At 41.9% G+C, this 25,039-nt stretch carries 25 protein-coding genes; 9 read left to right on the top strand and 16 right to left on the bottom strand.

What is annotated here, in order from left to right:
* The first annotated feature begins 80 nt into the window (after nt 1-80).
* Together BWD47_RS08205 and BWD47_RS08200 are read left to right on the top strand one after the other, a co-directional pair.
* Nucleotides 81-1,688 (top strand): diguanylate cyclase domain-containing protein, encoded by a 1,608-nt coding sequence (locus BWD47_RS08205; protein WP_075593781.1) that lies wholly within the window; start codon nt 81-83, stop codon nt 1,686-1,688.
* A 92-nt stretch (nt 1,689-1,780) separates the two neighbouring features.
* A complete protein-coding gene (locus BWD47_RS08200; protein ID WP_075593780.1) occupies nt 1,781-2,146 on the top strand; it encodes a hypothetical protein in 366 nt (121 codons plus the stop codon).
* 56 nt (nt 2,147-2,202) lie between these two features.
* Here BWD47_RS08200 and BWD47_RS08195 read toward each other — a convergent pair whose 3' ends face one another.
* The 3 genes from BWD47_RS08195 to BWD47_RS08185 all read right to left on the bottom strand — a co-directional run bounded on the left by BWD47_RS08195 (nt 2,203) and on the right by BWD47_RS08185 (nt 4,687).
* Nucleotides 2,203-3,351 carry a hypothetical protein gene (locus tag BWD47_RS08195; protein ID WP_075593779.1) on the bottom strand — a complete coding sequence of 383 codons (1,149 nt, stop codon included), beginning with the start codon at nt 3,349-3,351 and terminating at the stop codon, nt 2,203-2,205.
* A gap of 126 nt (nt 3,352-3,477) precedes the next feature.
* Complete coding sequence (locus BWD47_RS08190) at nt 3,478-4,248, bottom strand: AraC family transcriptional regulator (protein WP_075593778.1); 771 nt, start codon at nt 4,246-4,248, stop codon at nt 3,478-3,480.
* Nucleotides 4,241-4,687: a carboxymuconolactone decarboxylase family protein gene (locus BWD47_RS08185; protein ID WP_036966718.1), complete on the bottom strand. Its 447-nt coding sequence runs from the start codon at nt 4,685-4,687 to the stop codon at nt 4,241-4,243. The genes BWD47_RS08190 and BWD47_RS08185 overlap by 8 nt, the downstream gene beginning before the upstream one ends.
* A gap of 159 nt (nt 4,688-4,846) precedes the next feature.
* Here BWD47_RS08185 and BWD47_RS08180 point away from each other — a divergent pair, with 159 nt between their 5' ends.
* A complete protein-coding gene (locus BWD47_RS08180; RefSeq protein ID WP_036966721.1) occupies nt 4,847-5,095 on the top strand; it encodes a hypothetical protein in 249 nt (82 codons plus the stop codon).
* 95 nt (nt 5,096-5,190) lie between these two features.
* Nucleotides 5,191-5,421 carry a hypothetical protein gene (locus tag BWD47_RS08175; RefSeq protein WP_036966724.1) on the top strand — a complete coding sequence of 77 codons (231 nt, stop codon included), beginning with the start codon at nt 5,191-5,193 and terminating at the stop codon, nt 5,419-5,421.
* Nucleotides 5,422-5,486: 65 nt separating this feature from the next.
* Here BWD47_RS08175 and BWD47_RS08170 read toward each other — a convergent pair whose 3' ends face one another.
* Nucleotides 5,487-7,757: a TonB-dependent receptor gene (locus BWD47_RS08170; RefSeq protein ID WP_075593777.1), complete on the bottom strand. Its 2,271-nt coding sequence runs from the start codon at nt 7,755-7,757 to the stop codon at nt 5,487-5,489.
* 396 nt (nt 7,758-8,153) lie between these two features.
* Between BWD47_RS08170 and BWD47_RS08165 the strand changes: the two genes are divergently transcribed.
* Nucleotides 8,154-8,540 carry a hypothetical protein gene (locus BWD47_RS08165; RefSeq protein WP_051501730.1) on the top strand — a complete coding sequence of 129 codons (387 nt, stop codon included), beginning with the start codon at nt 8,154-8,156 and terminating at the stop codon, nt 8,538-8,540.
* Between the two features lie 293 nt (nt 8,541-8,833).
* Nucleotides 8,834-9,790 carry a magnesium/cobalt transporter CorA gene (gene corA / locus BWD47_RS08160; protein ID WP_065978620.1) on the top strand — a complete coding sequence of 319 codons (957 nt, stop codon included), beginning with the start codon at nt 8,834-8,836 and terminating at the stop codon, nt 9,788-9,790.
* Between the two features lie 67 nt (nt 9,791-9,857).
* On the opposite strand, the gene dps is transcribed toward corA, so the two are convergent.
* Nucleotides 9,858-10,376, bottom strand: coding sequence for a DNA starvation/stationary phase protection protein Dps (gene dps / locus BWD47_RS08155; RefSeq protein WP_036966733.1), 519 nt, complete (start codon nt 10,374-10,376; stop codon nt 9,858-9,860).
* A gap of 248 nt (nt 10,377-10,624) precedes the next feature.
* A complete protein-coding gene (locus BWD47_RS08150; RefSeq protein WP_036966736.1) occupies nt 10,625-11,044 on the bottom strand; it encodes an HPP family protein in 420 nt (139 codons plus the stop codon).
* Nucleotides 11,045-11,262: 218 nt separating this feature from the next.
* Here BWD47_RS08150 and BWD47_RS08145 point away from each other — a divergent pair, with 218 nt between their 5' ends.
* The gene (locus BWD47_RS08145; RefSeq protein WP_074989019.1) at nt 11,263-12,078 is read left to right on the top strand and encodes a LytTR family DNA-binding domain-containing protein; all 816 of its coding nucleotides are present in this window, start codon (nt 11,263-11,265) and stop codon (nt 12,076-12,078) included.
* An 84-nt stretch (nt 12,079-12,162) separates the two neighbouring features.
* Nucleotides 12,163-12,684 (top strand): cytochrome b, encoded by a 522-nt coding sequence (locus BWD47_RS08140; RefSeq protein WP_074989018.1) that lies wholly within the window; start codon nt 12,163-12,165, stop codon nt 12,682-12,684.
* On the opposite strand, the gene BWD47_RS08135 is transcribed toward BWD47_RS08140, so the two are convergent.
* From BWD47_RS08135 to BWD47_RS08120, 4 genes are all read right to left on the bottom strand, one after another.
* Entirely contained in the window at nt 12,681-13,820 is a 1,140-nt protein-coding gene (locus tag BWD47_RS08135; RefSeq protein WP_065978617.1) for a GGDEF domain-containing protein, read from the bottom strand. The genes BWD47_RS08140 and BWD47_RS08135 overlap by 4 nt on opposite strands.
* Nucleotides 13,821-13,896: 76 nt before the next feature.
* Nucleotides 13,897-14,373, bottom strand: coding sequence for a hypothetical protein (locus BWD47_RS08130; RefSeq protein WP_074989016.1), 477 nt, complete (start codon nt 14,371-14,373; stop codon nt 13,897-13,899).
* 11 nt (nt 14,374-14,384) lie between these two features.
* On the bottom strand, nt 14,385-15,080 hold the full coding sequence (locus BWD47_RS08125) for a hypothetical protein (protein ID WP_074989015.1): 696 nt from the start codon (nt 15,078-15,080) through the stop codon (nt 14,385-14,387).
* Nucleotides 15,080-15,571 (bottom strand): RNA polymerase sigma factor, encoded by a 492-nt coding sequence (locus BWD47_RS08120; RefSeq protein WP_065978614.1) that lies wholly within the window; start codon nt 15,569-15,571, stop codon nt 15,080-15,082. The genes BWD47_RS08125 and BWD47_RS08120 overlap by 1 nt, the downstream gene beginning before the upstream one ends.
* 174 nt (nt 15,572-15,745) lie before the next feature.
* On the opposite strand from BWD47_RS08120, the gene BWD47_RS08115 reads away from it, so the two are divergent.
* Nucleotides 15,746-17,035, top strand: coding sequence for a S8 family serine peptidase (locus tag BWD47_RS08115; protein WP_074989014.1), 1,290 nt, complete (start codon nt 15,746-15,748; stop codon nt 17,033-17,035).
* Between the two features lie 3 nt (nt 17,036-17,038).
* Here the strand turns inward: BWD47_RS08115 and BWD47_RS08110 are convergent, their stop codons facing one another.
* From BWD47_RS08110 to BWD47_RS08085, 6 genes are all read right to left on the bottom strand, one after another.
* A complete protein-coding gene (locus BWD47_RS08110) occupies nt 17,039-17,953 on the bottom strand; it encodes a hypothetical protein (protein ID WP_074989013.1) in 915 nt (304 codons plus the stop codon).
* A 49-nt stretch (nt 17,954-18,002) separates the two neighbouring features.
* Nucleotides 18,003-18,764 (bottom strand): hypothetical protein, encoded by a 762-nt coding sequence (locus tag BWD47_RS08105; RefSeq protein WP_075593776.1) that lies wholly within the window; start codon nt 18,762-18,764, stop codon nt 18,003-18,005.
* Between the two features lie 236 nt (nt 18,765-19,000).
* A complete protein-coding gene (locus BWD47_RS08100; protein WP_074989012.1) occupies nt 19,001-21,577 on the bottom strand; it encodes a TonB-dependent receptor in 2,577 nt (858 codons plus the stop codon).
* 109 nt (nt 21,578-21,686) lie between these two features.
* Nucleotides 21,687-23,285: a glycoside hydrolase family 3 protein gene (locus BWD47_RS08095; protein ID WP_074989011.1), complete on the bottom strand. Its 1,599-nt coding sequence runs from the start codon at nt 23,283-23,285 to the stop codon at nt 21,687-21,689.
* 12 nt (nt 23,286-23,297) lie between these two features.
* Nucleotides 23,298-24,071: an ATP-binding cassette domain-containing protein gene (locus BWD47_RS08090; RefSeq protein ID WP_074989010.1), complete on the bottom strand. Its 774-nt coding sequence runs from the start codon at nt 24,069-24,071 to the stop codon at nt 23,298-23,300.
* Nucleotides 24,064-25,032, bottom strand: a complete 969-nt coding sequence (locus tag BWD47_RS08085; RefSeq protein ID WP_074989009.1) for an ABC transporter permease — start codon at nt 25,030-25,032, stop codon at nt 24,064-24,066. Before BWD47_RS08085 ends, BWD47_RS08090 begins: the two co-directional genes overlap by 8 nt.
* Nucleotides 25,033-25,039: the final 7 nt, after the last annotated feature.

The raw sequence follows: 25,039 nt of genomic DNA, 5'->3' as shown, positions 1-25,039 counted from the left end.
CAACTTGATAAGCAAACACACGAAACAGCGTTATAATTTTTAATACTAATTTCGTTTTTTACAATTTGGCATACTATTTTATGGTGATAGGCACAAAACTCAGAAAGCAATTATTACTGGCTTTTACAGCAGCCTGCATCGCTATTCTTAGTGCGCAAACGATTATTCGGCATTTTTGGATATTGCCTACCTTTGAAATGATGGCTAAACAAAATGATCGGATAGACATCCAGCGAGTTGAATCTCAGCTTCAACAGCAAATAGATGCGTTATCGAAAATGGTATTCGATAGTGCAGCATGGGATAGCATGTACGATGCAGCCAAAAACCGCCGTACAGCGTGGTTCAACAATGATTATGTAATAGCGGATGCACTTGAGCGTTTAGACGTTAATGGTTGGTATCTTTACGACACCAACGCGACGATCATTGGCGGAGGAAGCTTTGATAATAATTATCAACCTTACTCACCAGACATACTCGAAGTACCCCAACACCTTTTAGACAATGATTTGATTATTTTACCTGAAGAGATCATCGCAGATTCAAAAGCCATGACCTCTAAAATTCACTTTTTAAAAATTAATGAGTTACCTGCGGTGACGGTTGCTTATAACGTGACTAAATCAGACGGAACAGGTTCTCCTGTTGGTACGCTATTATTGTGGAGCTTTATTGATAAAGAATTTATTGAAAACCTCACCCCTGGCTTAGCTGACGATATTACGTATTACCAAGGTGAAAAAGCACAGGCTTTAAATGCGTACATCACGTCGTTTTTTGGCCATGAAAATACCGTTAATACGCCGATAGAGCATGACAAAAAGCTTTATATAGGAGTGCAAGATAAACACGCTAACTTGCTATTTGTTTTGTCTATTCCAATGCGTGAACGCACCTATGATAGAAGTTTATTTGACAGTTCTTTGATCACGGGGCTGCTTATATCGGGCTCGGTATTTATGTTGTTTTATTTATATATTAATCAGCAGTTACTGCGGCCATTGTCAGAAATGTTTGTGTCGGTGAGCAGTGCGCTTAATCATAAAGATTTCACTGTGCGCGCAGAATATAAAGGCGACAATGAGCTTCATCAGTTAGGTCGGGGGATGAATGAGCTATTTATGCTAATTGAAACTCAGCGAGCAGAAATTATAGAGCGACACGAAAAGTTAAGGCATATAAGCAACACCGATGCGATGACAAGCTTGGCAAATCGTCGTGCGCTGGATACTCACTTAGAAACGCTTGCGAATGACCCTGAGAATATAAACGAAAACGTGTCGTTGATCGTTGCTGATATCGATCACTTTAAACTTTATAATGATTATTACGGCCATGATCAAGGTGATAAAGCGCTTTGTAAAGTGGCTCAAGTTCTAAAAGCATTTACAAAACGAGGAACTGACTTTGTTGCACGTTATGGCGGCGAAGAGTTTGTTATTGTGCTTAGTAACACTGATGCGCAAGCAGCACTCGCTGTCGCTGAAACACTTCGTAAAGCAATAGAGTCTGCTGCCATTGTGCATGAGGGACGAAAGGACGTTAAATGTGTAACATTATCGATTGGCATTGCTAGTAAACCTGTATCACAGCAGTTTGACTCAAATACACTGTTTAAGCAGGCTGATGAAGCGCTATACCAGGCAAAAGCCCAAGGCCGAAATTGTTGTGTGTTAAGTCGCTAATTTTATAATCTTTATTGCTTTAATATAATTATAATAACACCCAAGTTTGCGCTAATCAGCATTGGTACACTCATTTATTCAGAAACTCTCAGGTGACTGCTCATCACAATTTTTGGGATACAGCAGCAGGGCGAAACCCTAAAATAGATGGCTATAATTCACGCGTTCATATGTTTAATAATTACTGGAAAAACATTACTTATTTTGCAATTAGTGCGAGTGATGGCGCCGAAGTACTTGTTGAGAACAATTATTTTGAAAACTCAGCAAAGCCTCATTGGAATCAAGGCTCTGGATATTTTAGTGCCTCAGGAAACATTTACACAGGACGTTCAGCAACAGATCAATATCGTGATAGTGGTGCAACGGTCTTTAGTGATGTGCAGCTTTACCCATATCGATTAGACAGTGCAAATACTTTGGGTAGCCAAGTAGATGGAGGAACGGGCCCTCAATAGATTCAGAACCCGTTTTATTGCTCAGCGAATGTTTTCACAGGCGCTGAGCAAGTTTATTACAGTGCGACTAAGCTCTGTTCAAGCATGGCTTTTATTTGTGCAACGATTTTGGCTTCTGTTTCGGGCTCAAATTGTGCAATACGTGGCGTATGAATATGACCCGTTGGAATGTCTGAATTAAGCTCATCGCGTAGGCGAATACTCCGGTACGAAATTTCGTTTGATAGGTAGCCACCACCGCCACCTTTAACCGCAATTGCACCTTCAAGCTCTTTCAGTGATTGTGGTTCAAATGCTTTTTCAAGAGTGACCACTTTATGATTGTCGTTGATTGTGAATGGGCCTTTCGCTTTTTGCATATGCTCTACAGGTAGGCTGAAAGTCACAAATTCATTACCCGGCAATGGGCGGTCGTGAAGGCGTGATATTTTTGGTGCAGTTGCAGTACCGCCATACACTATATTCGCATTGTCTGGCGCAGTGACGCTACGGCGTTTACCCGGAAAGCGTTCAAGATCAAAATCTTTACTGCCCATGCTGATCGTAGCAATCATATCAACATTATTCAGCGCATAATACGGCGCAAGTAATGATTCAATAATACCTTGATCAAAGTCTTCATAGCGTACCGGCACCATGACCGTGTTTATTTCGGCACTAATACCTTGATAGCTAATTACTTGACCATCTAACAAAAGCGCTGCCACACCCGATGGGTTACTTTGGTTAATGTTTTTATCAAGTAAAAAGGGATCAAAGCCGGTAATTAAGATCTTTTTGTCGGTTTTTTTGCTGTAATCAAGATCGGTGCGACCACGGCTGCCATTTTCAAGCATGATTAATAATGCGGTTTGTTCGCTGTCTGTGATGGCAAACTGTGGTTTGCTGGTACGCATCACTTTGCTTGAAAGGAGGCGTGCCCAATATAGTTCGCGGTCATCAAAGCTATTTGTTTTGCTGATACGTGCTTTTGCATTGCGCCAAAGTTGTTTTGAATAATCATCGATAAGATCACTTGCTTGCTGGTAGCTCGACACCGCCTGCCAGTCTTTTTCAAATTGCGCGACCTCTTTCGAAAAAGCAGCTAACACTGTTGGCATGGCTTTTGTCGCTTTTTCGATACGAACCTCTTCAACAGTTAGCTCTGCTGCAAACGCAGTAAATGATGAGGCAATAAGGCTGGTAGCAAGTAAAACGTTTTTCATAGTTATCCTGTTAAGTTACAGCAAGTTTTTAGACTAAGTTAACTATCCTATGGATAAAAGCCCAGCGCAAATAAAATCGTTCAGTGCCGCTATTGCCTACATTCAGACAAAAAAGCGTGTGTGCAACTATCTTAGGATCAGTTTTGTTTGTTTACTCTGTGAGTCTGAAAGCAGCTTTCGGTACTTGGCAGGTGTAATGTGCATAATCGCTTTGAACTCTTTAATAAAATGCGGCTGATCGGTAAAGCCACACGCTTGCGCTATATCGGCAAAACTCATAGAAGGGTGATCTTTTATGGCTTGTTTGGCCATTTTTACGCGATAAATGCGTTCAAAATACTTAGGTGTTACTCCGCACTGGTTTTTAACTTGTCGTTCAAGTTGTCTTTGACTGAGTGGTGCTCGCTGATAGGCGGTTTCGAGTGGGGTTAAATTAATTAGGTTACGAATTAAGTGCTTAGAGTGCTCAGTTCCGCGATTAATCACTTTGGGTAGGGTTAAGTACTCGCTTAAAAGAGCCACAAAAGCACTAAGGCTTGGGTCTTTTTTAAGGCCTGTTGCTATTGTATTGAGTGACTCAACGTTAACTAAAGAATGTGTTGTGGCGTGCAGCTGCGGCAGTACTGTGGGATTAAAACGTATGCCGCAAAATCGTGCCTCTTTTGAAAAACTCAATTTTGATGCATGTGTCGATGTTTGCTGAAAAGCATAGGGTGGGGCGACTGGCTGATCATCAAGAAAAAGCGCACCAGCCACAGGAAAAATAACCCCAGTTGCCCCATCGCACGCGAGCCATTGGTCACCCTCTGAATGCGCCGAAGCACACCAGATAGCTTGAATAATTTCGGCTATGTCACCTTGTGGCGTCATGAGCTCAAGTGTTAAATGATTATTCATTAAACTCGACATCAGGTTTAAATGTTTTCACTATACGATTCCAGCTATTAATTGCATTAATGGCAACCGTTAATGCAACAAGCCCTTGAGCTGAAAATGCGTCAGTCAGTGTTTGATAGAAAGTATCATCAATTGGTTGTGCTTGTGTCAATTTTTCGCACAGTTTTAACGCAAGGCGCTCATGCTCAGTATAAAGCGGCATGTCTTGCCAAGCACTTAAACCAATAATGCGATTAGGTAATTCGCCATACTCGCGTGCTTGTTTAGTATGCATTGCAATACAAAAAGCACATTGATTAAGCTGCGATACCCTCAGTTTTATTAGCTCCCATATTGTTAAGCCGAAAGTCGCTTCGGCAGCATTTTTAATTAATGATTCTTGGTTAATAAGGTGCTTTATAAGCACGGGGCATGAAGAAAGATAATTAGCACGTTTCATAACGGTTCCTTAAATAACAATTTAGGGCCAGTTTAGAAAACGCATAGATTTAAATATTGCAAAAAAACGACATGTTTGAATGTTATTTGTCTACAGTCATTCGCACCCGATTTTTAATCCTGTTATGCTAGCTTTATTAGCAATCACTGAGTGTTTAAGATGATTAATGATAATGATGTAATCGAAACATTAGATGAATTAGAGACATTTTTACGTCTTGTCGAAAATGGTGGCTTAGGCCTTGAAAATGTAGCAGGGGTCGCCTTGGCTACAAATAACAGTGATGGTCGCCCATTTGTCGCTGTTCTTGATGATAATCATCAACTATTACTGGGTCGGTATGTTAGTCATGACGTATACGAGAATGGTAAAGATATGGTGCGATATGGCGTGAAAAAACCGCATTAAAAACGGGTTTTGTACCTATAATGTTGTGATTTTATGCCTGTAGTATAATAATATGTTCTTATCGAGCGCTAAATTAATTAAAAAAAGGGAAGTATATGAAGTTTTTAAGTGTTGCTCTTTTAGCCGTGTTAATGACCGGTTGTGCGAGTTCAAGTGATGAACAAGCAAGTAATGATGGTTTAATTTGTAAAATGGAAAAGCCAACGGGTAGCAATATACCTAAGCGTGTTTGTCGTACTCCAGAACAAATTGCAGCAATGGAAAAAGAAGGCCGAGATGGCATTCGTGATATTCAACGAAATAGCACAAATACAGTGAGACTATAATCGCTGAATAGATTTTTCTGAATCGAATTAATAAGGGCCACGTGTAAATACGTGGCCCTTTTTTGTTATAGTGCGGTGCGTATACCGAGGGCAATACTGCGACCTGGCTGCGGGGCTAAATATCGTAAATAGCTTTGATGTGGGCGTATTTCTTGGTTTGTTAGGTTGTCTATAGTTATAAACAGCTCATTATCAAATCCCAAAAGTGAATTTGCGTAACGCATGTTCATGCCCATACTGTAGTAGCTTGGTGATGCGTGTTCAAACTTTGCAAGCTGCTCTTGCGCTTTGCTGTGTTGGTAATCAATCGTGGTTTTTATATTTTCAAATTGCCAATGAATTGCTGCGCCATAGCTGTCGGCAGGCGTGCGAGGAATGCTATCTCCTTCGAGTCGACGGCGAAAATACTCTGCCTCTTGGGCTTCATCAGGGTTAAAAAAAGCCTCTGGTGTAAAAGGGTCATAGCTTCCGTCAAATTGATATACCGGTGTGTTTTTTGTTTCGTCAGCATACGCAGTAAAGGTGAAATCGCCTAAATTTTGCGTGTTGAGTGTATAGTTGAGCTCAACTTCGAAGCCTTTATTTAAGGTATCTGCTTGACGCCATTCTTTAACATACACACCTCCTCTGTATACTCCTGTGCTGCCTAGGTAAATATAATTATCGTAGTTATTTTCGTACCAACTCGCAGTCAGGCTTAGGTTGTCGAAGTGAAAACCTGTGCCAATTTCGTGCGCTTTATTCACTTCTTTTTCGAGGCTTGAATTACCTTGCTCTTCAATTAACAGTGCGTAATGTGGGTTACTTGCATACAGTTCATTGATACCGGGGGCGCGCTCGGCATGGGTCGTACTTGCATCGACATACCAAAACGAAGAAATATCCCAATTTGCAGACAATGAATGATTAAACAGCTCAAACTCATTATCTTTTATGGCTGCTCCTTGACCTCGTCCGGGCTGATAGTGGTCGTTAATAGTTGGCGTGTAATTGACTTTTTCGTAGCGTGCTCCAATTTGCAACGAAACAGGCCCAAGTGCTGCATCTTGCAGTATGTATGCACCTTGGCGTTTAGCGTTAATGTCGGGTAGGTAATTGTTTTTGCCACTGCCTTGTTTTTCACTCCTATCGACAACGAGTCCGAATGCACCAGCGAATTGTTCTGTAAATTGATAATTTAACGTTGGACTAAGTTGCCAGTTTTTTAAAACGAATGTGTTCACGCTGCTCTCGTCGAGATTTTCGTCGTCTAGCTGTTTTGAGTACACCGCTTTTATATTGAACTCATTTAAGTATGGATTAGCTGAAAAATGTTTTTGGTAAAGTGCATCAATACGATATTGAGATGAGTAAATACGAATATTTCCCGACTGTTCAGTCTGTTGTGCATCGTGTGAATGCACTGCTGGACGGGCTATGTGAACAAACCCCGGTATTGCCCTATTTGCGGAGTTGTAATTCACAGACATACCAAATAACTGCTCATCGTCAAATCGCTGACTGCCACCAAAAGTTAAGTTTGTTTGGTAATAACTTGAATTGACTACTTTATTTTTAGAGTTAGCGAGTTGATGAGTAATTATTTGCTGCTCAATAGGGGTGACATCAACAAACTGAGTGCCATCATGCTCCCATGTTGGTCTTGCCAAAGAAACTTGGCATTGGCTTACCTGTTGGCTATTTAAAACCAGCGAGTCCCAATTTGAGCAGTCTGCTGCTTTGCTAGTATGAGGAACTTTATAATCACTCTGCTCGCGATAAAGAAGGTTAACGTTATACGCAAAGTCGTGTTCTTGACCGCTTGCGGTGCCAAGCACAGAAGACGGGGCATTGTAGCCCGTTTGAATTTCAAGTTTGTCTTCTTTTTCAATACCTTGTTGTAAGGGAATACGGCCATCATTTATATCAACAATCCCAGCCATGGCTTCACCACCAAAAGGAATTGTTGCACGAGCGCCTTTAAGTACCGTGATCGATTCTGCAAAAAAAGGCTCAATAGGTATGAGTTGATCGTCGCTCACCGCTGACATATCACGAATAGGCATGCCATTACTGGTGATCAGTACTCGTTGGCCTCCTTGACCACGAATTTGTGGCCGACTTGCCGAAGAGCCGAAAAAACTGGCACTAACACTGGGTATTTGTGAAAGCGTATCACCCAATGTTGTTGCTTTTTGTTGCTCTAAAAGATCACCAGATAATACAGACTTACCTACAGCAACCTGGTTTATGGGGGAATAGTCTTTTATGTCGCTTTTTATCTCTATGTGTTCGATTTCATTTGCGTGCATAGATGAAGAGATACCTAAGCATAAAAGGGAGATTTTAAATTTCATTACTTTCTCTTTGTTATGTTACATCATAACAATTGTATTCTGTATCTAAATACGGTTCAAACAATTACGTTCATTATTAACTTAATTTTTAAGGGGCTTAAGTATAAGTGGGCTTAAGTAGGGGCGGTTAGAGTGCTCCACTTACTAGGGAGCACTGCGACGCTGAAAAACCTTGCTAAGCAACTGTTGATGGATATTTTCTACGAGCTTTTTTGCAAAGCACGATTGATTCGCTAATGCTTTTAAGTAAAGCACAGAGAATCAGATAAATGGTACAAAACACACCACGTCGCTATTAATTTAAGTCGACTTTTGCTTGCTTAAAATATCGTCATTACTATAAATTAAAGTGCCGATTAGTTTTACTATAAGTTGTCTTAAAATAAGGATAATCATATGACAGATAATTACACACCACCTGAAGCAAGCCTTGAAATTCCCACAGAGAATAACTCAGGACAAGGTAAGGTGGGCGAGTTACCAGAAGGCGTAAAGGGGTTTAGTTGGGGAGCGTTCTTTTTAAGCTGGATTTGGGCAATTGGCAACAGTACGTGGATAGGCCTATTAGCTTTAGTTCCTTATATTGGTTTTATTGTGTCTATTTACTTGGGCTTTAAAGGCCGAGAGATGGCGTGGCAAAACAAACGATGGGACAGTGTTGAGCATTTCCAACGTGTGCAAAAACAATGGTCATTTTGGGGTGTACTGATTGTTGGTGGCTTATTTATACTGGGTATCGTGGCAGCTATTTTACTTCCTGCGATGCAATCAAGTAGCTATTAAGCTTTATACTGACAAGTTTTGTTAATGCCAGCTTTTACTGGCTCAATATACCATTAGGATATTCGCTTTTTATAAAATAACACAGTGAACGGCGTCGATAATATTGAAGACTTTGTCAGTGCAAATAAAAATGAAGTAGAACAAATGCAACAGCTCGGTGCATAGCAATACTGCCATTATAAAGTTTAAAGCCCCTTTGTTGGGGCTTTTTTTTAGCCTTAACAAATTGAGCATTGTTCATTATGACGAACAACTATAGTATTTCAGTAATTTGATTAATTAGGGCAGGGCGTATGTTACGATTTTTTTCTATTAACCAAGGTGTGATCACCGAAACTGAGCCAGCCCCCGATACACCTTTAGCAACCGCTATTAAAAATGCGCATTGGATAGACACCATTAATCCAAGTGAAGAAGAGCGCCAAGCACTTGCAAGCACATTAAATATTACGCTTCCTGCGGCGGATGATGTAGACGAAATTGAAGCATCATCGCGGTGTTTTATCGACCACGAAGGCTTGCATGTGCATGCATTGTTTATGTCGCCTAACGAAGGGCGTTTTAATACGGTGACGGTCGCATGTTTACTGCAAGATAACTGCTTACTAACGATTCGCGATGATGAATTAGCCGATTTTCGTTTATTGCGTTTACGTGCTCGCAAAGGGCAAGTTGCGTGCGATAACCCAAAGCAATTACTCGTGACTTTATTCGATCAAAAGGTCGAAAACCATGCAGATATGCTTGAAGATATGCATCATCAACTCGAAAAACTCAGTGCGTATGTGCTCGAAGAGGATGACTCAGATCTTGAGGAAGCAGTGAGCCGAATTTCTCGCCTTGAGGACAACAACGGTAAAGTACGTTTATGTTTAATGGATACGCGTCGCAACATTTCTTTTTTACTGCGTAATTTGGGAGCGCCCAGCGAAGACCGCGAGTCTCTGCGCGAAATTGTCCTCGATATCGATACCTTGATGTCTCACTGCACCTTTTTGTTTGATAAGGTGAACTTTTTAATGGATTCGACTCAGGGCTTTATTAATATCGAGCAAAACCAAATAATTAAGACTTTCTCAATCGCCTCAGTGGTGTTTTTACCTCCCACCGTGGTTGCCAGTATTTATGGTATGAACTTTAACTCTATGCCTGAGCTTAACTGGGCATGGGGATACCCGTTCGCGATTGGCGTGATGTTGTTGTCGGGTTTTGCCCCTTATTTATTTTTTAAACACAAAGGCTGGTTATAACGTTGTTTTAAAAAATAAAAAAGCCCAGCAGATGCTGGGCAAGGGGTCTTCGGATAGAAGGGAGGGTTTAACTTTTCAGTTCGCCCGTTGACGATTCGATGTGCGCACGAACAAACCACTGAAATTGCTCTAAGTCTGCTAATTGACCTGTGATCATATCTTCAGAAACTGGGTCAAGCTCGGCTAACTTTTCAATGGCTTGGCGGTGATCTTTATTCACCCCGTTATACACTTTATCAAGGGCTGACAAGTGGTCGGTTACGAGCCCTTTGCCAATTGAATAATCTTTCCAATTACGACGGTCGACAATCGATTGCGGTGTGCCTACGGGCACGCCACCCATAGTTGCAATACGCTCTGCGATAGTGTCGGTCATTTCTTGTACGGCACTTACTTGTGGATCAAGCATTTCGTGCACACCAATAAAGTTAGGGCCGACTACATTCCAATGAATGTGTTTTAAAGTGAGGTGTAAATCGATTAAAGCGACCATACGTTGGTCTAAAATAGCAATCGTGTCAGCGGCTGATTGGTTATTAACACCGGGTGCTGTGAATTCTGCGACTTTCGATGATGTGTTACTCATTACTCCTCCGAGTTTCTTTAAAAAGTTGTTCCATGATGCTTTCTGTAATGACCAGAAAGCGAAGTTATTTAAAGAGGAGCAAGCGTTGTACCAAAATTAATGATATTTATAAGTTTTTGTTTTTATTTATTTATTTTTTGTTTTGAGGTGGGTCGTGAGGTATGTGGGTTTAGCTTATTATGAAAACTCTGCACACTGAATGTAAAAAATTCAGTGTGCAGTGGAAGAAATAATTACTCGTTTATATATCAAGATAACAATGCAGCCGCTAAACGAACAAAGTCAGACGAGGTTAAAATACCTACTAGGTTATTGTCTTCGTCGACAACGGGCATACAACCATGACGATTCTCGACAAAGAATTTAGCCACCTCATGCAGTGGCTGCTTTGCAGAAATACTAGTGAAATCGGTTGCCATGATATCGGCTACTTTGGTTTGCTTTTCTTTTCGCTCGAGTGCGCTGGCGCTAAAGTTGGCCATAATGTTCATTACTTGGGCAATCATTATTTTCTGCGTGAGCATGCCTACTAAGCCACCGTGCTCGTTAATAACGGGAATGTGGCGGATGTTTTTTTCTTTCATTAAATTGTGGGCATCATGCAAGGTGTTGTGCGCACTAATCGCAAATGGGTCTGGAGTCATTAAGTCGGCGACGAGGTGTGTCATGGTTTATTCCCTACAAAGTAATTAATAAGGTATAAGTTTAGCTTTAATTGGGCTGAATACACTTTGTTCAGATCAAAGTTTTATTGATTGATGAAATTTTTTAGATCAGCAGTGACAGCCTGCCATTGTTACTTTCATTGCTTTTTAAATATAACTAAAAGTACTTTTTAACACGGCTGTATATTTGCTACTTTCTTAGAGCTTAAAAGGAGAAAGTTATGGCAATAAATAAATTATGGCGGCATCTCACTGAGCCTTGGCAGCGCGCAGCAGGTGCGTGGTTTGCTTTTTTTCTGTTATTCAATGCCTATTGCTTTTTTTGGCGTCACTATATTGGTGGCGGTCATTACCAATTTTTTGATTCACAATTATTTTGGTTAAAAGAGTGGGGAAGCTTATGCGTGCTTAGCATAGGAGTTGTTGCATTTTTTAATTTAAAAGCGCGCGTTAAAAGTAGAATTTACTTTTATCCTACGATGTTATTGATGAGCATCTCATTGATCATTAGCTTACGTATTTTAATAGATTTTGATTTTTATGGTTATGCGCTCGCAGCCTCGGTTACTCAGCTTTTTCCAAAATACTTCATTGCGAGTACTCTAGTATTAATACTGTGGCATGTTTTCACGGTACAAGCAGAGTCAACACCTGCGACGGTCCGACCTGAACACACTGAGCATTTTGAAAAGGCTGATTATATTGAAGTGAACCATAAAGGAGTCGCTAAAAAGCTGCCGTTAGCGTCAGTGGTTTTTATAAAGTCAGCAGGTAATTACTTAGAGATACAGACCGTTGAGAATCGTTACTTAAAGCGAGATACCATTAAACACCTATATTCTGAACTACCGTCTGACACATTTTGCCAAGTACACCGTAGTTATATTGTTAATGTTGCCCAGATTGCTGATTTTAATCTAGCGCTCAATAAGTGCAAATTGACGATGGCTGCAGGTTTTAGTGTGCCAGTGAGTAAGTCGTTTAAAGCCCGTGTATCTGATTTGCTCAGTGTCGAAGATTCATTCATCACAAAATAGGTGATTTCGTCACAGTTCTATATAAATCATAAGGTTAATCATTATTCTTGAACACATGAAAATCATTGTTTAAGGATTAATTAAATGAAAAACACCAAGCAAACTACGCATAAGTTCTTGCACTGGTTGAGTGCGCTATTGGTTTTGACTGTGATTGTAATGGGTTACTACATGACCTGGGCTACCGATTACAGCTTATACCACTGGCATAAGTCGATAGCGGTTATGATTGCGATGCTATGGGTAGCCAGAATTATCTATCGAATACGAAATCCGTTTCAATCAGCAGTGCAAAATCGCCTTACCAAATGGTTGCATGTTTATCATTGGGGGCTGTTAACTTTATTAGCTATCATGCTTGTTTCTGGCGCATTTTATAGTGGGTTTGGCGGCTTTGGTATTGGCTTGTTTTCGTGGCAACTCATTGCTAGTAACTACAATGAGGCAGGCGAGGCGGTTGCCTCTATTGCTTGGTTAAGTGAGGCAGGATGGCAAGTTCACATTTTGTGTGGTTATCTATTATCAGCCGCGCTGTCGTTACATATCTTAGCGGCACTTAAGCATCACTTTATTGATAAAGATATGACTTTAAAAGCCATGCTTTAAAGGTTTATTTCAACCCGGTTTCTGCCCTTATTTTTAGCCGAGTAGAGCGCTTTATCTGCTCGGTTAATTAGGTTATCGAATGTGTCATCTTGTTGCCAACGGGTTAGTCCAAAACTGGCAGTGAGTGTGATGTTATTTTCATGAAAAACAATTTCGCTGGTTTCAACAATAGTCCGAAGCGTCTCTAGCTTTTGTTGGGCTGCATTTTCGCTGGGCTCAAAACTCAAAATGAGGAATTCCTCTCCGCCCAAACGACAACATAAGTCTTGTTTGGCTAAATGGTGATTTAACAGTTCAGAGAATACTTCAAGTACGAGATCTCCCCCTTCATGGCCATAACTATCATTGATACGTTTAAAGTAGTCTATATCTACCACGCTGGCATACAGTTTTGAGTTGTGTTTTGAGGTTAATAAACGCTGTTGTTCAAGTATAAACTGTAACCCTCGGCGGTTGTATAAATTGGTGAGGGGATCTTTTAAAGAAAGGTCTAAGTAACGTTTTTTCTCGTCGATAAGTAACGTTGTTATGAGGCCTAGTCCTATCATCACAAACACAGTGGCATGCCCAACAACCGTTAGCGAATAAAGCACCGCAACAGTTAGGTTCCCAGAGACTACAATGGCTAATTGGCTTATTGCGATGATCAATAAAATACACAGGGCAGTGGCGAGTACCCCATTGCCTATATTACTTTTTAGTATGGCGCGTTTGAAACTGACATAAATAAGAACGGGCAGAGTTATAAATGTATAACTTAGCTGCGCGATAGCTAATTGGTTTATGGTTTTCATAAAAAATATAAACACGGCGCATACGAGACTAAAGGCTATTACTTGCAGGTTGAAGCGAGACTTTTCGTCGTAATTAAAAATAGCTAACTGAAGCAACATAATAGAGAGCACGTACATGGCGACACCTGAGCGAAAGTCAGGTGTGAGCTCAAAAATATTCTGTATCCATAACCACGAAAAGCCCGCCATTCCTAAATAGAAATACAGGTTAAATAGTGAGATTGATCGACTGTTAAACCCACTGGTCATTAATTTTGTGGCAATAACCGAGCAGGTAATAACGGTGATCATTAAGAAAATATAGAACCCGTGATAAAAATAGTTCTCGATGCTACCAGTCATGAGTCACACTGAAATGCGCTGTATTAGTAAAGAGTAGCACAGAAAGTTTCCCCGCGAGAAAGAGATATATCCCTGATTATTCAGGGTGATGAATATGTGAATAAGCATCTATTGCATCAATACTGGGTTTGATCCCCTTTCCCAAAACAATGATTAACTGTGTTGTAATTTCACGCTTTGCAATGTGGGGTGGCGACTCACTAGGGTAAGGTGAAGCTTGCCTTGAACAGGTAAGTAAACCACAGCGTGTTGTATAAGTTGCAGTTTGTCTGTGCGAGTTAAGCGCTGTATTGTTGTGCGATATGTGTGTATCTTGCGTGGTGACAACGAACCAGTCGTAACCTTGTTTTAGAGTTAGTTTGGCGGCGTGATGCAAACTAGCATCAAGCACGCCTTGCTTTGATAGCCTATTACTTTTATAGCGAAGCACATATTGGTTTTCTGCGAGCGGCTTAATTGTCAGTCCAACATGATTATCAATGTCATTATGTTGATTTGTGCTGCTGCAGCCACTGAGAATAAGGGTTATTAATAGTGTGATTAAAAACTTCATGGTTATTTTACCTATTGCCACTTATTCTCGCGTGCTTGCTGTTCTAGAGTGCGGTCGAGCGGCTGCCCCTTAATTGTATTATCGATAAAGGTGTCGAGCGCTGACGTGTTACTCGCGAGGCTATATGTTTGTCGATCATAGGGCTTTTGCTCAGTAGAGACTTTAAGTTGCCAAGTACCGTGTTCTTTACAGGCAATATGAGACTGCTGTGTTTGTTGTTGGTAAAGGGTGTACTGTCGACAAAAGTCCCCCGTCGAATTAATAAAACTTAATTGTGCTGTAAGTGAGCGTGCACTATCTATATTTGTTTTGTCACCGCTTAGTTGCTGCTCTAATGCATTTGCTATGGGCTGTTCAATATTTAATTGCTTTTGTTGCGTTAAACTGGCAACGCCCACAGTAAATAGCACAGCAATACCTGCTGCGACAGCGAGTTGCTTACGGCTGGCTTGTTTTATTTTTTGCCACTTCGACAGTGAAACAACCGTGTCGTTTGTTTGCTTGCCAAGGGTTTTTTCTAGCGATTTAGACAGTGGCATTGCATCAATTTGCTCAGCATGTTGTTTCACTAGTAAATCAACTTCGCTTAATTCGGCAAGGCGTATGGCAAGGTCTTCATTTTGCGCTATGGCGCTGCGAACTCGCTCCATTTCTTGCGCTGATAATTCATTGTCTAAAAAGGCACTGAGAGTTTGGTCGTCAATCATTAGGCGTTTTCCTTAGTGAAGTCAGGCTTTATTAATTGATACAAGGCACTTCGAGCTCGCGATAACTTACTCATAACGGTTCCAACAGGAATATCTAGCGTGTGTGCAACGTCTTTATAAGCCATGCCTTGTACTGCAACTAACGAGATGATTGCACGCTGCTCATCGGGCAGAGTAGTTAAAGCGTGGTTGACGCGTTTAAGAGTTTGCGAGGTCGCCAGGTGTTGCTGCCCATCATCGCATGTGGGTTCTTGTAAATCGGTATTTTGAACCGCTTTTAACCTTACTTTTTGCGAGCGATATTCATCAATCCATACATTACGGCATACTTTAAACGCCCACTTTAGTGGCTCAATATCGTCAGGAATTCCTTTTACCAACAGCTTTTCGATGGTAATTTGCACAACGTCATCTGCATCAGCTTGGTTGCCAGTTAGCGAAAATGCAAAGCGCCTAAGTGCAGGTAATAAACTGGTTAGTGTATTAGTCATGTTTTCCCTTATTTGTTAGGGCGTGTGGCCTTATAAATTAAGTGACTCATGAATGATTCAGCCTACACGCACTACTATAACGAGTAGAAACTGTTTTTATTCCCTAAATATGCAATTTATTTTTATTTCAAACGTTATACCTTTAACCTTAGTCAAAAGAGAAGTGACTGTAACATGAAAATAAAAGATGTTGCCTTTGGCACGTTATTGCTCATGTCGAGTAATTTATATGCCGCGGTTATAAAACCGATCAGCCCTATTATAGAGCAGATAGACCCAGCCATTGAACGTATTGAAGATAGGCTCGATATTCCACGTCGCGCATTGCCTAGCATTGATTCTATTCAACAACTTGCGACTGATATAAGCGCATTACCCAGCCGGTTGGCCATTTTGAATACGGTAGGAAAACCAGCATTCATAGAAATCGAAACAGAGCAGGGTTTTAGAGCCGTCGAACGGCAATGGATTTTGTTAGCTAATGAGCAGCATAGAGCGAAGCTAGAGCACATTGGTGCACAGATAGTCAGTCGTCAATCATACGATGCTTTGGGAATGGTTTTACTACGATTTGTGGTGCCTGAACAGTTTGATTCAAAAGCTCAATTACAACGTCTTTTGTCGATAGATGATGCGGCCTTATTAGGACGTAATCACATTTATCAAGCGCAGCAAGGTCCTTTGCAAGGTGTTAACACACATAAAAACCTGCCCGTTTGCGACTTGCCTGTGCGGGTAGGCATGATCGACAGCGCACTTAACTTGGCGCACCCTGGTTTTGTGGGGAGCACCATTGAGACTCGGTCATTTCTGCCCAATTCCGTGGCATCACCTGACTTACATGGCACTGCGGTCGCCGGTGTTATGATTGGTAAAACGACCAAGTTATCGCCATTATTAAACCAAGCAACGTTATACAGCGCGGCGGTTTTTTATCGTCAATCAGACTTGTCACAGGGTGCCACATTGGCTGCTATTGTTGATGCCTTAAATTGGCTGGTGGCTGCGCAAGTTCCAGTGATTAACCTGAGTTTTACTGGGCCAGATAATGCTATTTTAGCGGCAGCAATTAAGGCGACAATTGCGCAGCAAGTGACTCTTGTTGCAGCAGCCGGTAATGATGGCCCCGCTGCATTGCCGCTTTATCCCGCGGCGTATGAAAATGTTATTGCAGTGAGTGCGGTTGATAAAAATGGGCAAATATACCGTTGGTCAAATAAAGGTGACTACATTGATTTTGCAGCCTTAGGTGTCAACGTATTAACACTAAACTCGGGCGGTGGTGTAGGGGTTGAATCAGGGACTTCAATGGCGGCGCCGCAGGTGACTGCGGCTGCGGCATGTTTGGCGGCGAACCCCGATTACACACCCCATTCTATCTATAATAAGTTAGTTGAGCGTGCAGTCGATAAAGGAAAACCCGGAAAAGATAGCGTGTTTGGGCATGGCTCAATCACTTATTAAGGCTTAAAATTCAGCACGCAAAGAAATGGATGCAATGCTTTGTGTGTATGTATTTGCCTCTAATTGAGATTGATAATCCCCATACTCAGCCTCGGTAATTAAACTTAACGAATCAAGCAGCGATAGTTGCCAATGCGCGGTTAAGACATGGCGGCTTTCATCACGTGATGGAGTTGGCTCAGTGAGTATATCGTTTGGATTCTCTTGATAGTCTTTATCTTGATATCGCCAACCAATGCTCGCTTTATTTGTGTTGCCGAAAGCGGTGAACGTGTGTGAAACGCGCGTATTTAAAGTCCAGCCAGAAAAGTCATATTGTTGCTCAGTTGCCTCTTCTTTGTCGAGACTCGCACCCAGTAGCAACATGGTATTACCTTGATTTATAAAATAAAAAAGACTGGTGTCAAGGCCAAGGCTTTGTGCATCACGTGCAGGTTGAGTGGTAAATTGTTTTTCACCCGCTTTCAATGCTGCTCTTAAATATGTGGTGTTATTGACAAAGTGACCTATGTAAAGACTTCCTTGGTCGAGCGTTAAAAATGTTTTGTTTGCCACTTGGGCTGTTGCACCATCATAACGAAAGCCAATGTCAGTGTGTGTTAGCTTATAATTTGTGTCTAACCCGTATTGATGGAGCGATAAGTCGTATTGATCCAAGGTATGGTAATTGGTGTTTTCATAACGATAACTGGGTGTGAACTTGAGTGCATCGGTTGCTTTAAATTCTGCACTTAGACCCGCAGACAGCAAGGTGCCAGTGTCACTTTGCGATGAAATGACATCGAGCTCTTTTATTGCTAAATCTGAGTTGCTCGTTAAACCAATCTGAGCATGTGTATTAAACGTTGCATCGGCTGCGGTTGCATGAATGCTTAACGTCATTGCACTCATTACAGCAAGTGTTGTTAGTGTACGCATAGCGACCTCCTTAAAAGTGCGCCGGGTAATAACCCGGCACAACACGACTTTAAAGGCCTAAATTAAGGCTATTTTGGATACTGTTAACCACTTCTGTTGTTGTGGTCGCGGTGACTTGGTCAGCAACGTGTTGGCTGACACTATTACTCACAGTAGAAGTTACCGTTTGCTCAACACTACTTTGCACAGAGTCGATAGCGGCTTGTTGCACATTCCCTGACAGGCTTGATTGTAGGTTGTTGCTAATGGCAGATACTTGGTTCACATCAAGCAGTGGGAGCTCGGTTATGTTCGCTTGAGTTAATGAACTTGTTTGCTGATCTAGCTGGTTTTGCAAGGTCAGTGCAGTAGGGTTAATTGCATTACTTGTGGTCATTGCATTAACCATCGATACGCTGTTATCAATAGTTGCACCTGCTTGGTTTGATATCGCTGTTACACTCACTGAGTTGGCAGACTCATTAATGCTATTAAGTGAGCTTGCGGTAGTTGCAGTAGGCGTTTGTTCAGCATTTTGAGCCGTGTTTGTTGTGTTTGTTTCAGTACTGGTTTGTGCACTGTTGCTCGTAGTCGTGTTTGTTTCTGTGGCTGAGTTTTGAGTTGTCGCAGAGCCTGAAACTTGGCTATTTTGCATCAATGATGTCGTGCTTGTTTGGCTTGCATTAGCCGGTGCAAGAGATGTTTGCATATTACTTGAAGCTTGTTGGTCGGTTGATACCGATAATTGCACATCTGCTGCGTAGCTCGCCGTTGTTAAACCTGCTGAAGTTACTACACACATTGCGATTAAAGTTTGTTTAAAGTGAGTCATTGTCTCGTCCTCTTTTTTACGAATTGACATAGAGGTAACGAACAGACGAGATATTTATTCCCAATTTTTTTATAAGCAGGTGTGAAAGTAAGGCAAGCTGGGCAACTTGCCTTATGGTAGAGCATGGAGCTCTGTGTTAGCTAAAAGAGCTAGATAAGGAAAAACGTAAGCCTTACCTGTTGTGCAAGCAGCCGATGGCTGCTTACAATTATGCAAAAATATGCATAATTAGGTGTCTAGAATCGTATACTTGCACCAACAAAGTAACGGGTGCCAAATTCATCTACGCTGTGCACAATGTTGCCTGCTTTTGGTTGGCGTAAGACGAGGGCTTCGTTCAATAAGTTAGCTGCCTCAAGGGTGATATCTAGATAATCAGTCGCATGCCAAACAATCGATGCATCTAATTGATCATACGGGTCGTTCATGCTGTCTAAACTACTTCCGTTATACTGGCGAACCCAGTCATCGCGGTAGTTATAGGCTAGTCGTGCACTGAAAATTTCATTTTCATAGTAACCAGATAGGTTAAATGAGTTTTGTGATACTTCTTCAATAGGAACTTCTTCGCCCGCTGAATTTGTGCGGCTGCTGTCTGTATAGGTGTAGTTTGCTTGAATACCAAAGCCATTATCAAAGTCTTGTTGGTATTGTAATTCAAGGCCTCGTACATCGGCTGTACCGACGTTTCTTGAACGTGTTACAAGACATTCAGGACCGCAACCAGGGTAGTTTTCTTTAACGGTGGTTTGCTCAATGTAGTCGCTAATGTTCTTAATAAAGAATGTAGCACCGATAATAGATGATGGGCTGAAATACCACTCTATACCCATGTCATATTGGTCTGACTTATAGGGGTCAAGCTCGGGGCTGCCGACATTGGCTGTTTGAAAGCTTTCTGAGATGATATCTGCCACTTTCATATCGTCATAATCAGGGCGTGAAATTGCAGAACCTGCGGCGAAACGAAAAATCATCTCTTCAGATAAATCAACAGCTAAGTTAAAGCTTGGTAAGTAGTTACTGTAACTTTTGTTGATTTTATCTGGCTCGCCATTAATGCTGCCGGTTGAGAGAATATCAGTGTCGACATAGCGTAAGCCGATGTTACCTCTAAAGCCTTCACCCGAAAAATTACTTTTCACGTAGGCAGCAGTGATATCTTCTTCAATCGAAAAAGCATCTTTTACGGTGATTTCAGAAGGCTTATTTTTGTGTGCGTAATCCCATATTGCGGTGCTTGCAACAGGGAATGCTGACAAACTGCCTGCACGACCTTCAGCACTGTGTAAGCCTGATACAAAGCCACCATTGAAATCGGCGAGGGTTAAGTTATCTGCTTGAGCTGCCGCGACATCTAAATCTTGGAAATCACCTTGTGATGAAAAAACTTGCTCTTGCACTTTCAAGCCTGCTTGTATCGATGTAAACAAGCCTGACTCGAGCTGGAAAGTAAAATCAGCTTGGGCGTAATCAATTGTATTATCGCGTTTGTAGTTAATAAATGTGAACTCTTGAAATAGCGCAAAGTTACTGTGATCGCTCATATAATCAGGGTTTGTTGGAATTAACTCCAAAGGTCCTGCAACGTCAAAACTAAAGCTTGAGTTTGCAGTGTCGGTAATATCACCCCACCACGTACTTGACTGTAAAGTACGGCCTTCGGCATTAGAGCGACCAACTACAAAGTCTGCTGACCATGTGTCTGCATTGTAATTAACCGAAAAATTCAGTGCATCGGTTTGCATTTTGGGTGTTCGTAATACGGTATTATTGAAAAGGGGAGCAAGCCCAGGACCCGACGCAAGTGATGTTGCAGCTGTGACAATACCTTGATCATTGACAACAACAGAGTCACCTTGCATTTGCCCAAAGCCGACAATCGCAAATTGTGCTGAGTTTACATGGCTATTTTCAAGTTCAAATAAGTTGTAGTTTAAATCCATGCTTAAGGCGTCGCTAGGTGCGTATTGTAGCGTGATTTGTGAGCTGCTTCGCTCTCTGTCTTCATCAAATAAAATGGATGACATTGCACCATATGATTGGCGCTCTACACCATTTGTATCGACAAATGTGGTGTTACCAGCGGGACCAAAGTTTGATAGCGTTTCGCGGTATACTTTTGACTCTTCATTAGAGTAGGCAACTAAAACACCAAAGTTTTCATCGTCGTTTTTCCAACTTACAAGGCCTGAGTAAGCGGGTGACCATGTTTTAGCATTGGCGTGATAGCTGTTTTCAACAGAAGCGTAAACGGTGCCACTTTCTAAGTTAAGTGGTTTTCTTGTTCTGAGGTTAACTGTGCCTCCCATTGCGCCTTCGTTGATATCGGCCTCGGCTGATTTGTATAAATCCATTCCAGAAATTTGTTCTGCTGCCAGCATTTCAAAATTAAAACTTCGATTCATTCCACCTAAATCAAACCAACCGACACTGGCAACATTTTGGCCATTCAGTAATACCATGCTTTGTTCTGGTGCTGTGCCACGTACGGTTACACCCGCTACTTCGCCAAATGTACGTACGACAGTCACACCAGGAATACGTTGCATGGCATCACCGATATTTTTGTCTGGGAATTTGCCAATATCTTCAGCTGAAATAGAATCAACAACAGAATCTGCAAAGCGCTTAGTGTTTAATGCTTCGGTCAGGCTGCGACGAATACCACGCACTTCAATGGTCTCCATTTCCTTGTTTTCTTGTGCCTGTGATTCACTTTGCTGAGCATAAGTTGACAGCGATACGCTTGATAGCGCTGTCATTATGCATAGCGTTAAATAATGGGTTTTTAAAGCAGCGGTTGTTTTCATTAGGTTATCCTTTTTTGTTATCGTTATAATTAATAAAATTGATTTACTAATTATTTATTAAATCATTTTGACTAATTGTCAAGTTTAATTTGGTTGTTTTATGAACGCTCTATAACAGCTTTGCTATAACTTCTGCACTAATCGCTCTGCTTGAGTAGGCGCAAATATACGTTTTTAACTGCGGGTGGTTTTCGAGTTCGTAGTCAGAGCGCATGGCAATAACGATAAGCTGATCGGGCCATTTATCGATTGCCTTTTTGAGTATTTTTTGTTGCTCAGAAACATCAAATGACTCGCCGGGCAAAGGGTAATCTTCGGTTACTAGCACAAGGGGGGTGTTGAGTTCGAAGTCGTCGCTGTTCAGAGCCGCTAACAGTTGCTGATAGCTAAGCAGTGTGTGGGGCGTACTGCGTTGTTGCAGCGTACTTACAATGACATGTTGAGCCGATAAAGGATCATTGGGGCCTATGCCTCTGTCGTTAGTTATTTTTTCGTAACCTTGCGGGTTTGCAGCAAATGCTAAGGTAAATGGGCGAGTGTTGAGTGGCCAAAGTCCTTGTTCATTTCTTAATACTTTTATGGCTTTCTCTGCTGCAAGTTTTGCAATGTCAGAGGCTTTATTAAGCAGACTGTTCGTTGGTGTCGGCGAATCTGCAAAGTGCCTATATTTGAACACGAGTACCTGTTGAAGCCGGTCATTAATGACTTTTTCATCCAGAACGTTATTTTTTACAGCGTCGATAACCCCTAGAATAGTCGCCGCTTGAATTTCTTTGTAGGGGGTTGTGCTGTTTTCGTAATGCTCCTCACTTAACATGACAATATGAGCACCTGCTTCAAGCGCTTTAATAGCGGCTTCGGCAGGCTCATAATTATGCCTCATTGACCACATATTCATGCTGTCGGTAATAATTAGCCCTTTAAAACCCAATTGTTTTTGTAAAATGTCCTGCAATATGATCTTCGATAGAGTTGCGGGGTTTTTAGGGTCTATTTGCGGATAGCAAATGTGGCTTGTCATAATAAGCCCTGCGCCTTGCTCAATAGCGGCTTTAAACGGAACTAAATCTTGTTGCATGAGTGCGGTAAAAGATTTATCTACAATGGGGAGGGTTTGATGTGAATCACTCTGTGTATCACCATGACCAGGAAAATGTTTTGCACAACACAGGTTTCCCGACTTATTTGCTCCCTCGACTGCAGCGCTGACATGATGGGCAACTCCAACCGTTTCTTCACCAAAAGCACGTAAGCCAATAATCGGGTTATTAGGGTTTGCGTTGACATCAGCACAAGGCGAAAGCAGGGTGTTGTAACCAATTTGCTGCATTTGCTCACCATAAACTTGGTACATGTCTGCGGTAAGTGCGCGATCATTTGCTTGGCCCAGCGCCAGATTACCGGGACCTAAATCGGTATGGTGTGTGAGTATTCCCCAAGCGCCTTCTTGATCTACTGCGAGTAATAAAGGGACATCACATGCTCTTAAAGCGGCTTCCTGTTGTAGCATAGTCGCCAAATTCGTTGCCTCTTTAGGATTGGCAGCGTTGTCATCTGTGATATAAAAACCACCCACATGGTAGTATTTGACTAATGCTTTTGCGTATTCGTAATCATTACCTGCAAAAGCGAGTAAGAACAGTTGACCCACTTTTTCGGCTAAGGGCAAGGTGTCGATTAATTGGGCTACTTTTTTTTCTATGCTCATGATTATACTTCCTTATGCTGCTGTTTTAGCGCCTGTGATGAGGCTAACTAAGTCTTCTTTGCTTACCTCGGATACAGCAACATCGGCAACCGATCTACCTTGGTAAAGTACAACCGCTCTGTCGCATGTTTCTACGACATGCTGCATATTATGGCTGATCAATAATACGGCAACGCCTTGAGAGCTGATAAGGTTGATTAGCTCATTGACTTGGGCGCTTTGCTCAACACCTAAAGCGGCTGTTGGTTCGTCCATAATAACGATATCAGCTCCCCAGTTTACAGCGCGGGCAATGGCCACAGCTTGGCGCTGTCCGCCCGATAAACGGTAAATCTGTTCTTCAAAACTAGGAATACGGCTGTTAAGTCGGTTTAATGCTTTTTTGGCTTTTTTCTCCATGGCTTTTTTATCAAGCCAGCCTAGTCGACGAAGAATAGGGTTTTTGTGTTTTATTTCACGGTTCAGAAATAAATTTTCTGTAATGTTGAACTCTGGCACCATGGCGAGGTCTTGAAAAACTGTTTCGATCCCAACATTGCGTGCATCTAAAGGGGAGTCAATATTGACCACTTGACCATTCACGATTATTTCGCCTTCGTCTGGGCTATGAATGCCTGAAACACAGCGAACTAAGGTTGATTTCCCAGCGCCATTGTCGCCGAGTAAGCCAACAACTTCGCCTTTGTTAATGGTAAAGTTAACCCCTTGAAGTGCGTGAACACCGCCAAAACTTTTTTGTATATTTCGGACTTCTAAGGCCACTTGGTCGAGTGCTGTTCTAACCATTTTTTAACTCCTTGACGCCAATAGCAACGGCAATCACTAAAATTACACCGCGCGCAATCATTTGTTCATTGGTGGAAAAACCAGAAAGGATTAACCCGTTATTGATCATACCCATTAACCACGAGCCTAAAATTGCGCCAATAATGCAAGCGCGACCACCAAAAAGACTGGTTCCACCAATGGCAACAGCCGCAATCACAGTTAATAAGTCTGCTTCGCCGAGTGTGTAGCGTGCACCATGTAAACGACCGGCATACAACAAGCCTGCAAGCGCCGCTGCTAAAGAAGAAATAACCAATGCATAAAGTCTAATGCGTGTCACTTTAATGCCCATGGCGAGGGCTGCTTTTGGACTGCCTCCCACGGCGAGTAAATGACGGCCAAAAGAAAGCTTTGTTAGAACAATGTAGGCAATTGCTGCTACCACAACAGTCCAAATAAGTAAGGAAGGCACACCAAAAAGCTCGCCCGCTCCAAATAAAGCAGTGAAAGTTTGGTCGATAATTGGCACAGATTCTAAATTAGTAATTTGTCGTGCAACGCCTGTAATTACGCCCATTGTACCTAAGGTGATAAGCAATGAAGACACTTGCAAGCGCTCGATTAGTAAGCCGTTAATAAGGCCCACAATGAGTCCCACGCTCAAGGCGCCAACAACAGCAAGAGGAATGCCTACATGCTGTAGCAAAATCGCGCCGACTAACGCCGAAAGTGCAACAACGGCACCAATTGACAAGTCAATATGCCCAACGGCTAATGCAAACGTAAGTCCAATAGCCATAATAGTGACGGGCGCTGTTTGTCTTACGATATTCATGAAATTGGTGAGGCTAAAGAAGCCACTGTCATGGAGCGTAATGGTAAATAGCAGCATCACGGTCAGAAAAATATAGTAAATAAAGAACTCTCGCTTCAACGCGAGACCCTTTATTTGGTTTAGTGTTAGTTGATTTATGCTCATGTCGTTC

Source organism: Pseudoalteromonas sp. PAB 2.2, assembly GCF_001938575.1.
GTDB classification, from domain to species: Bacteria; Pseudomonadota; Gammaproteobacteria; order Enterobacterales; family Alteromonadaceae; genus Pseudoalteromonas; species Pseudoalteromonas lipolytica.
Note: the sequence above shows the minus strand (reverse complement) of the source record. Positions and strands in the feature narration are given on the sequence as shown.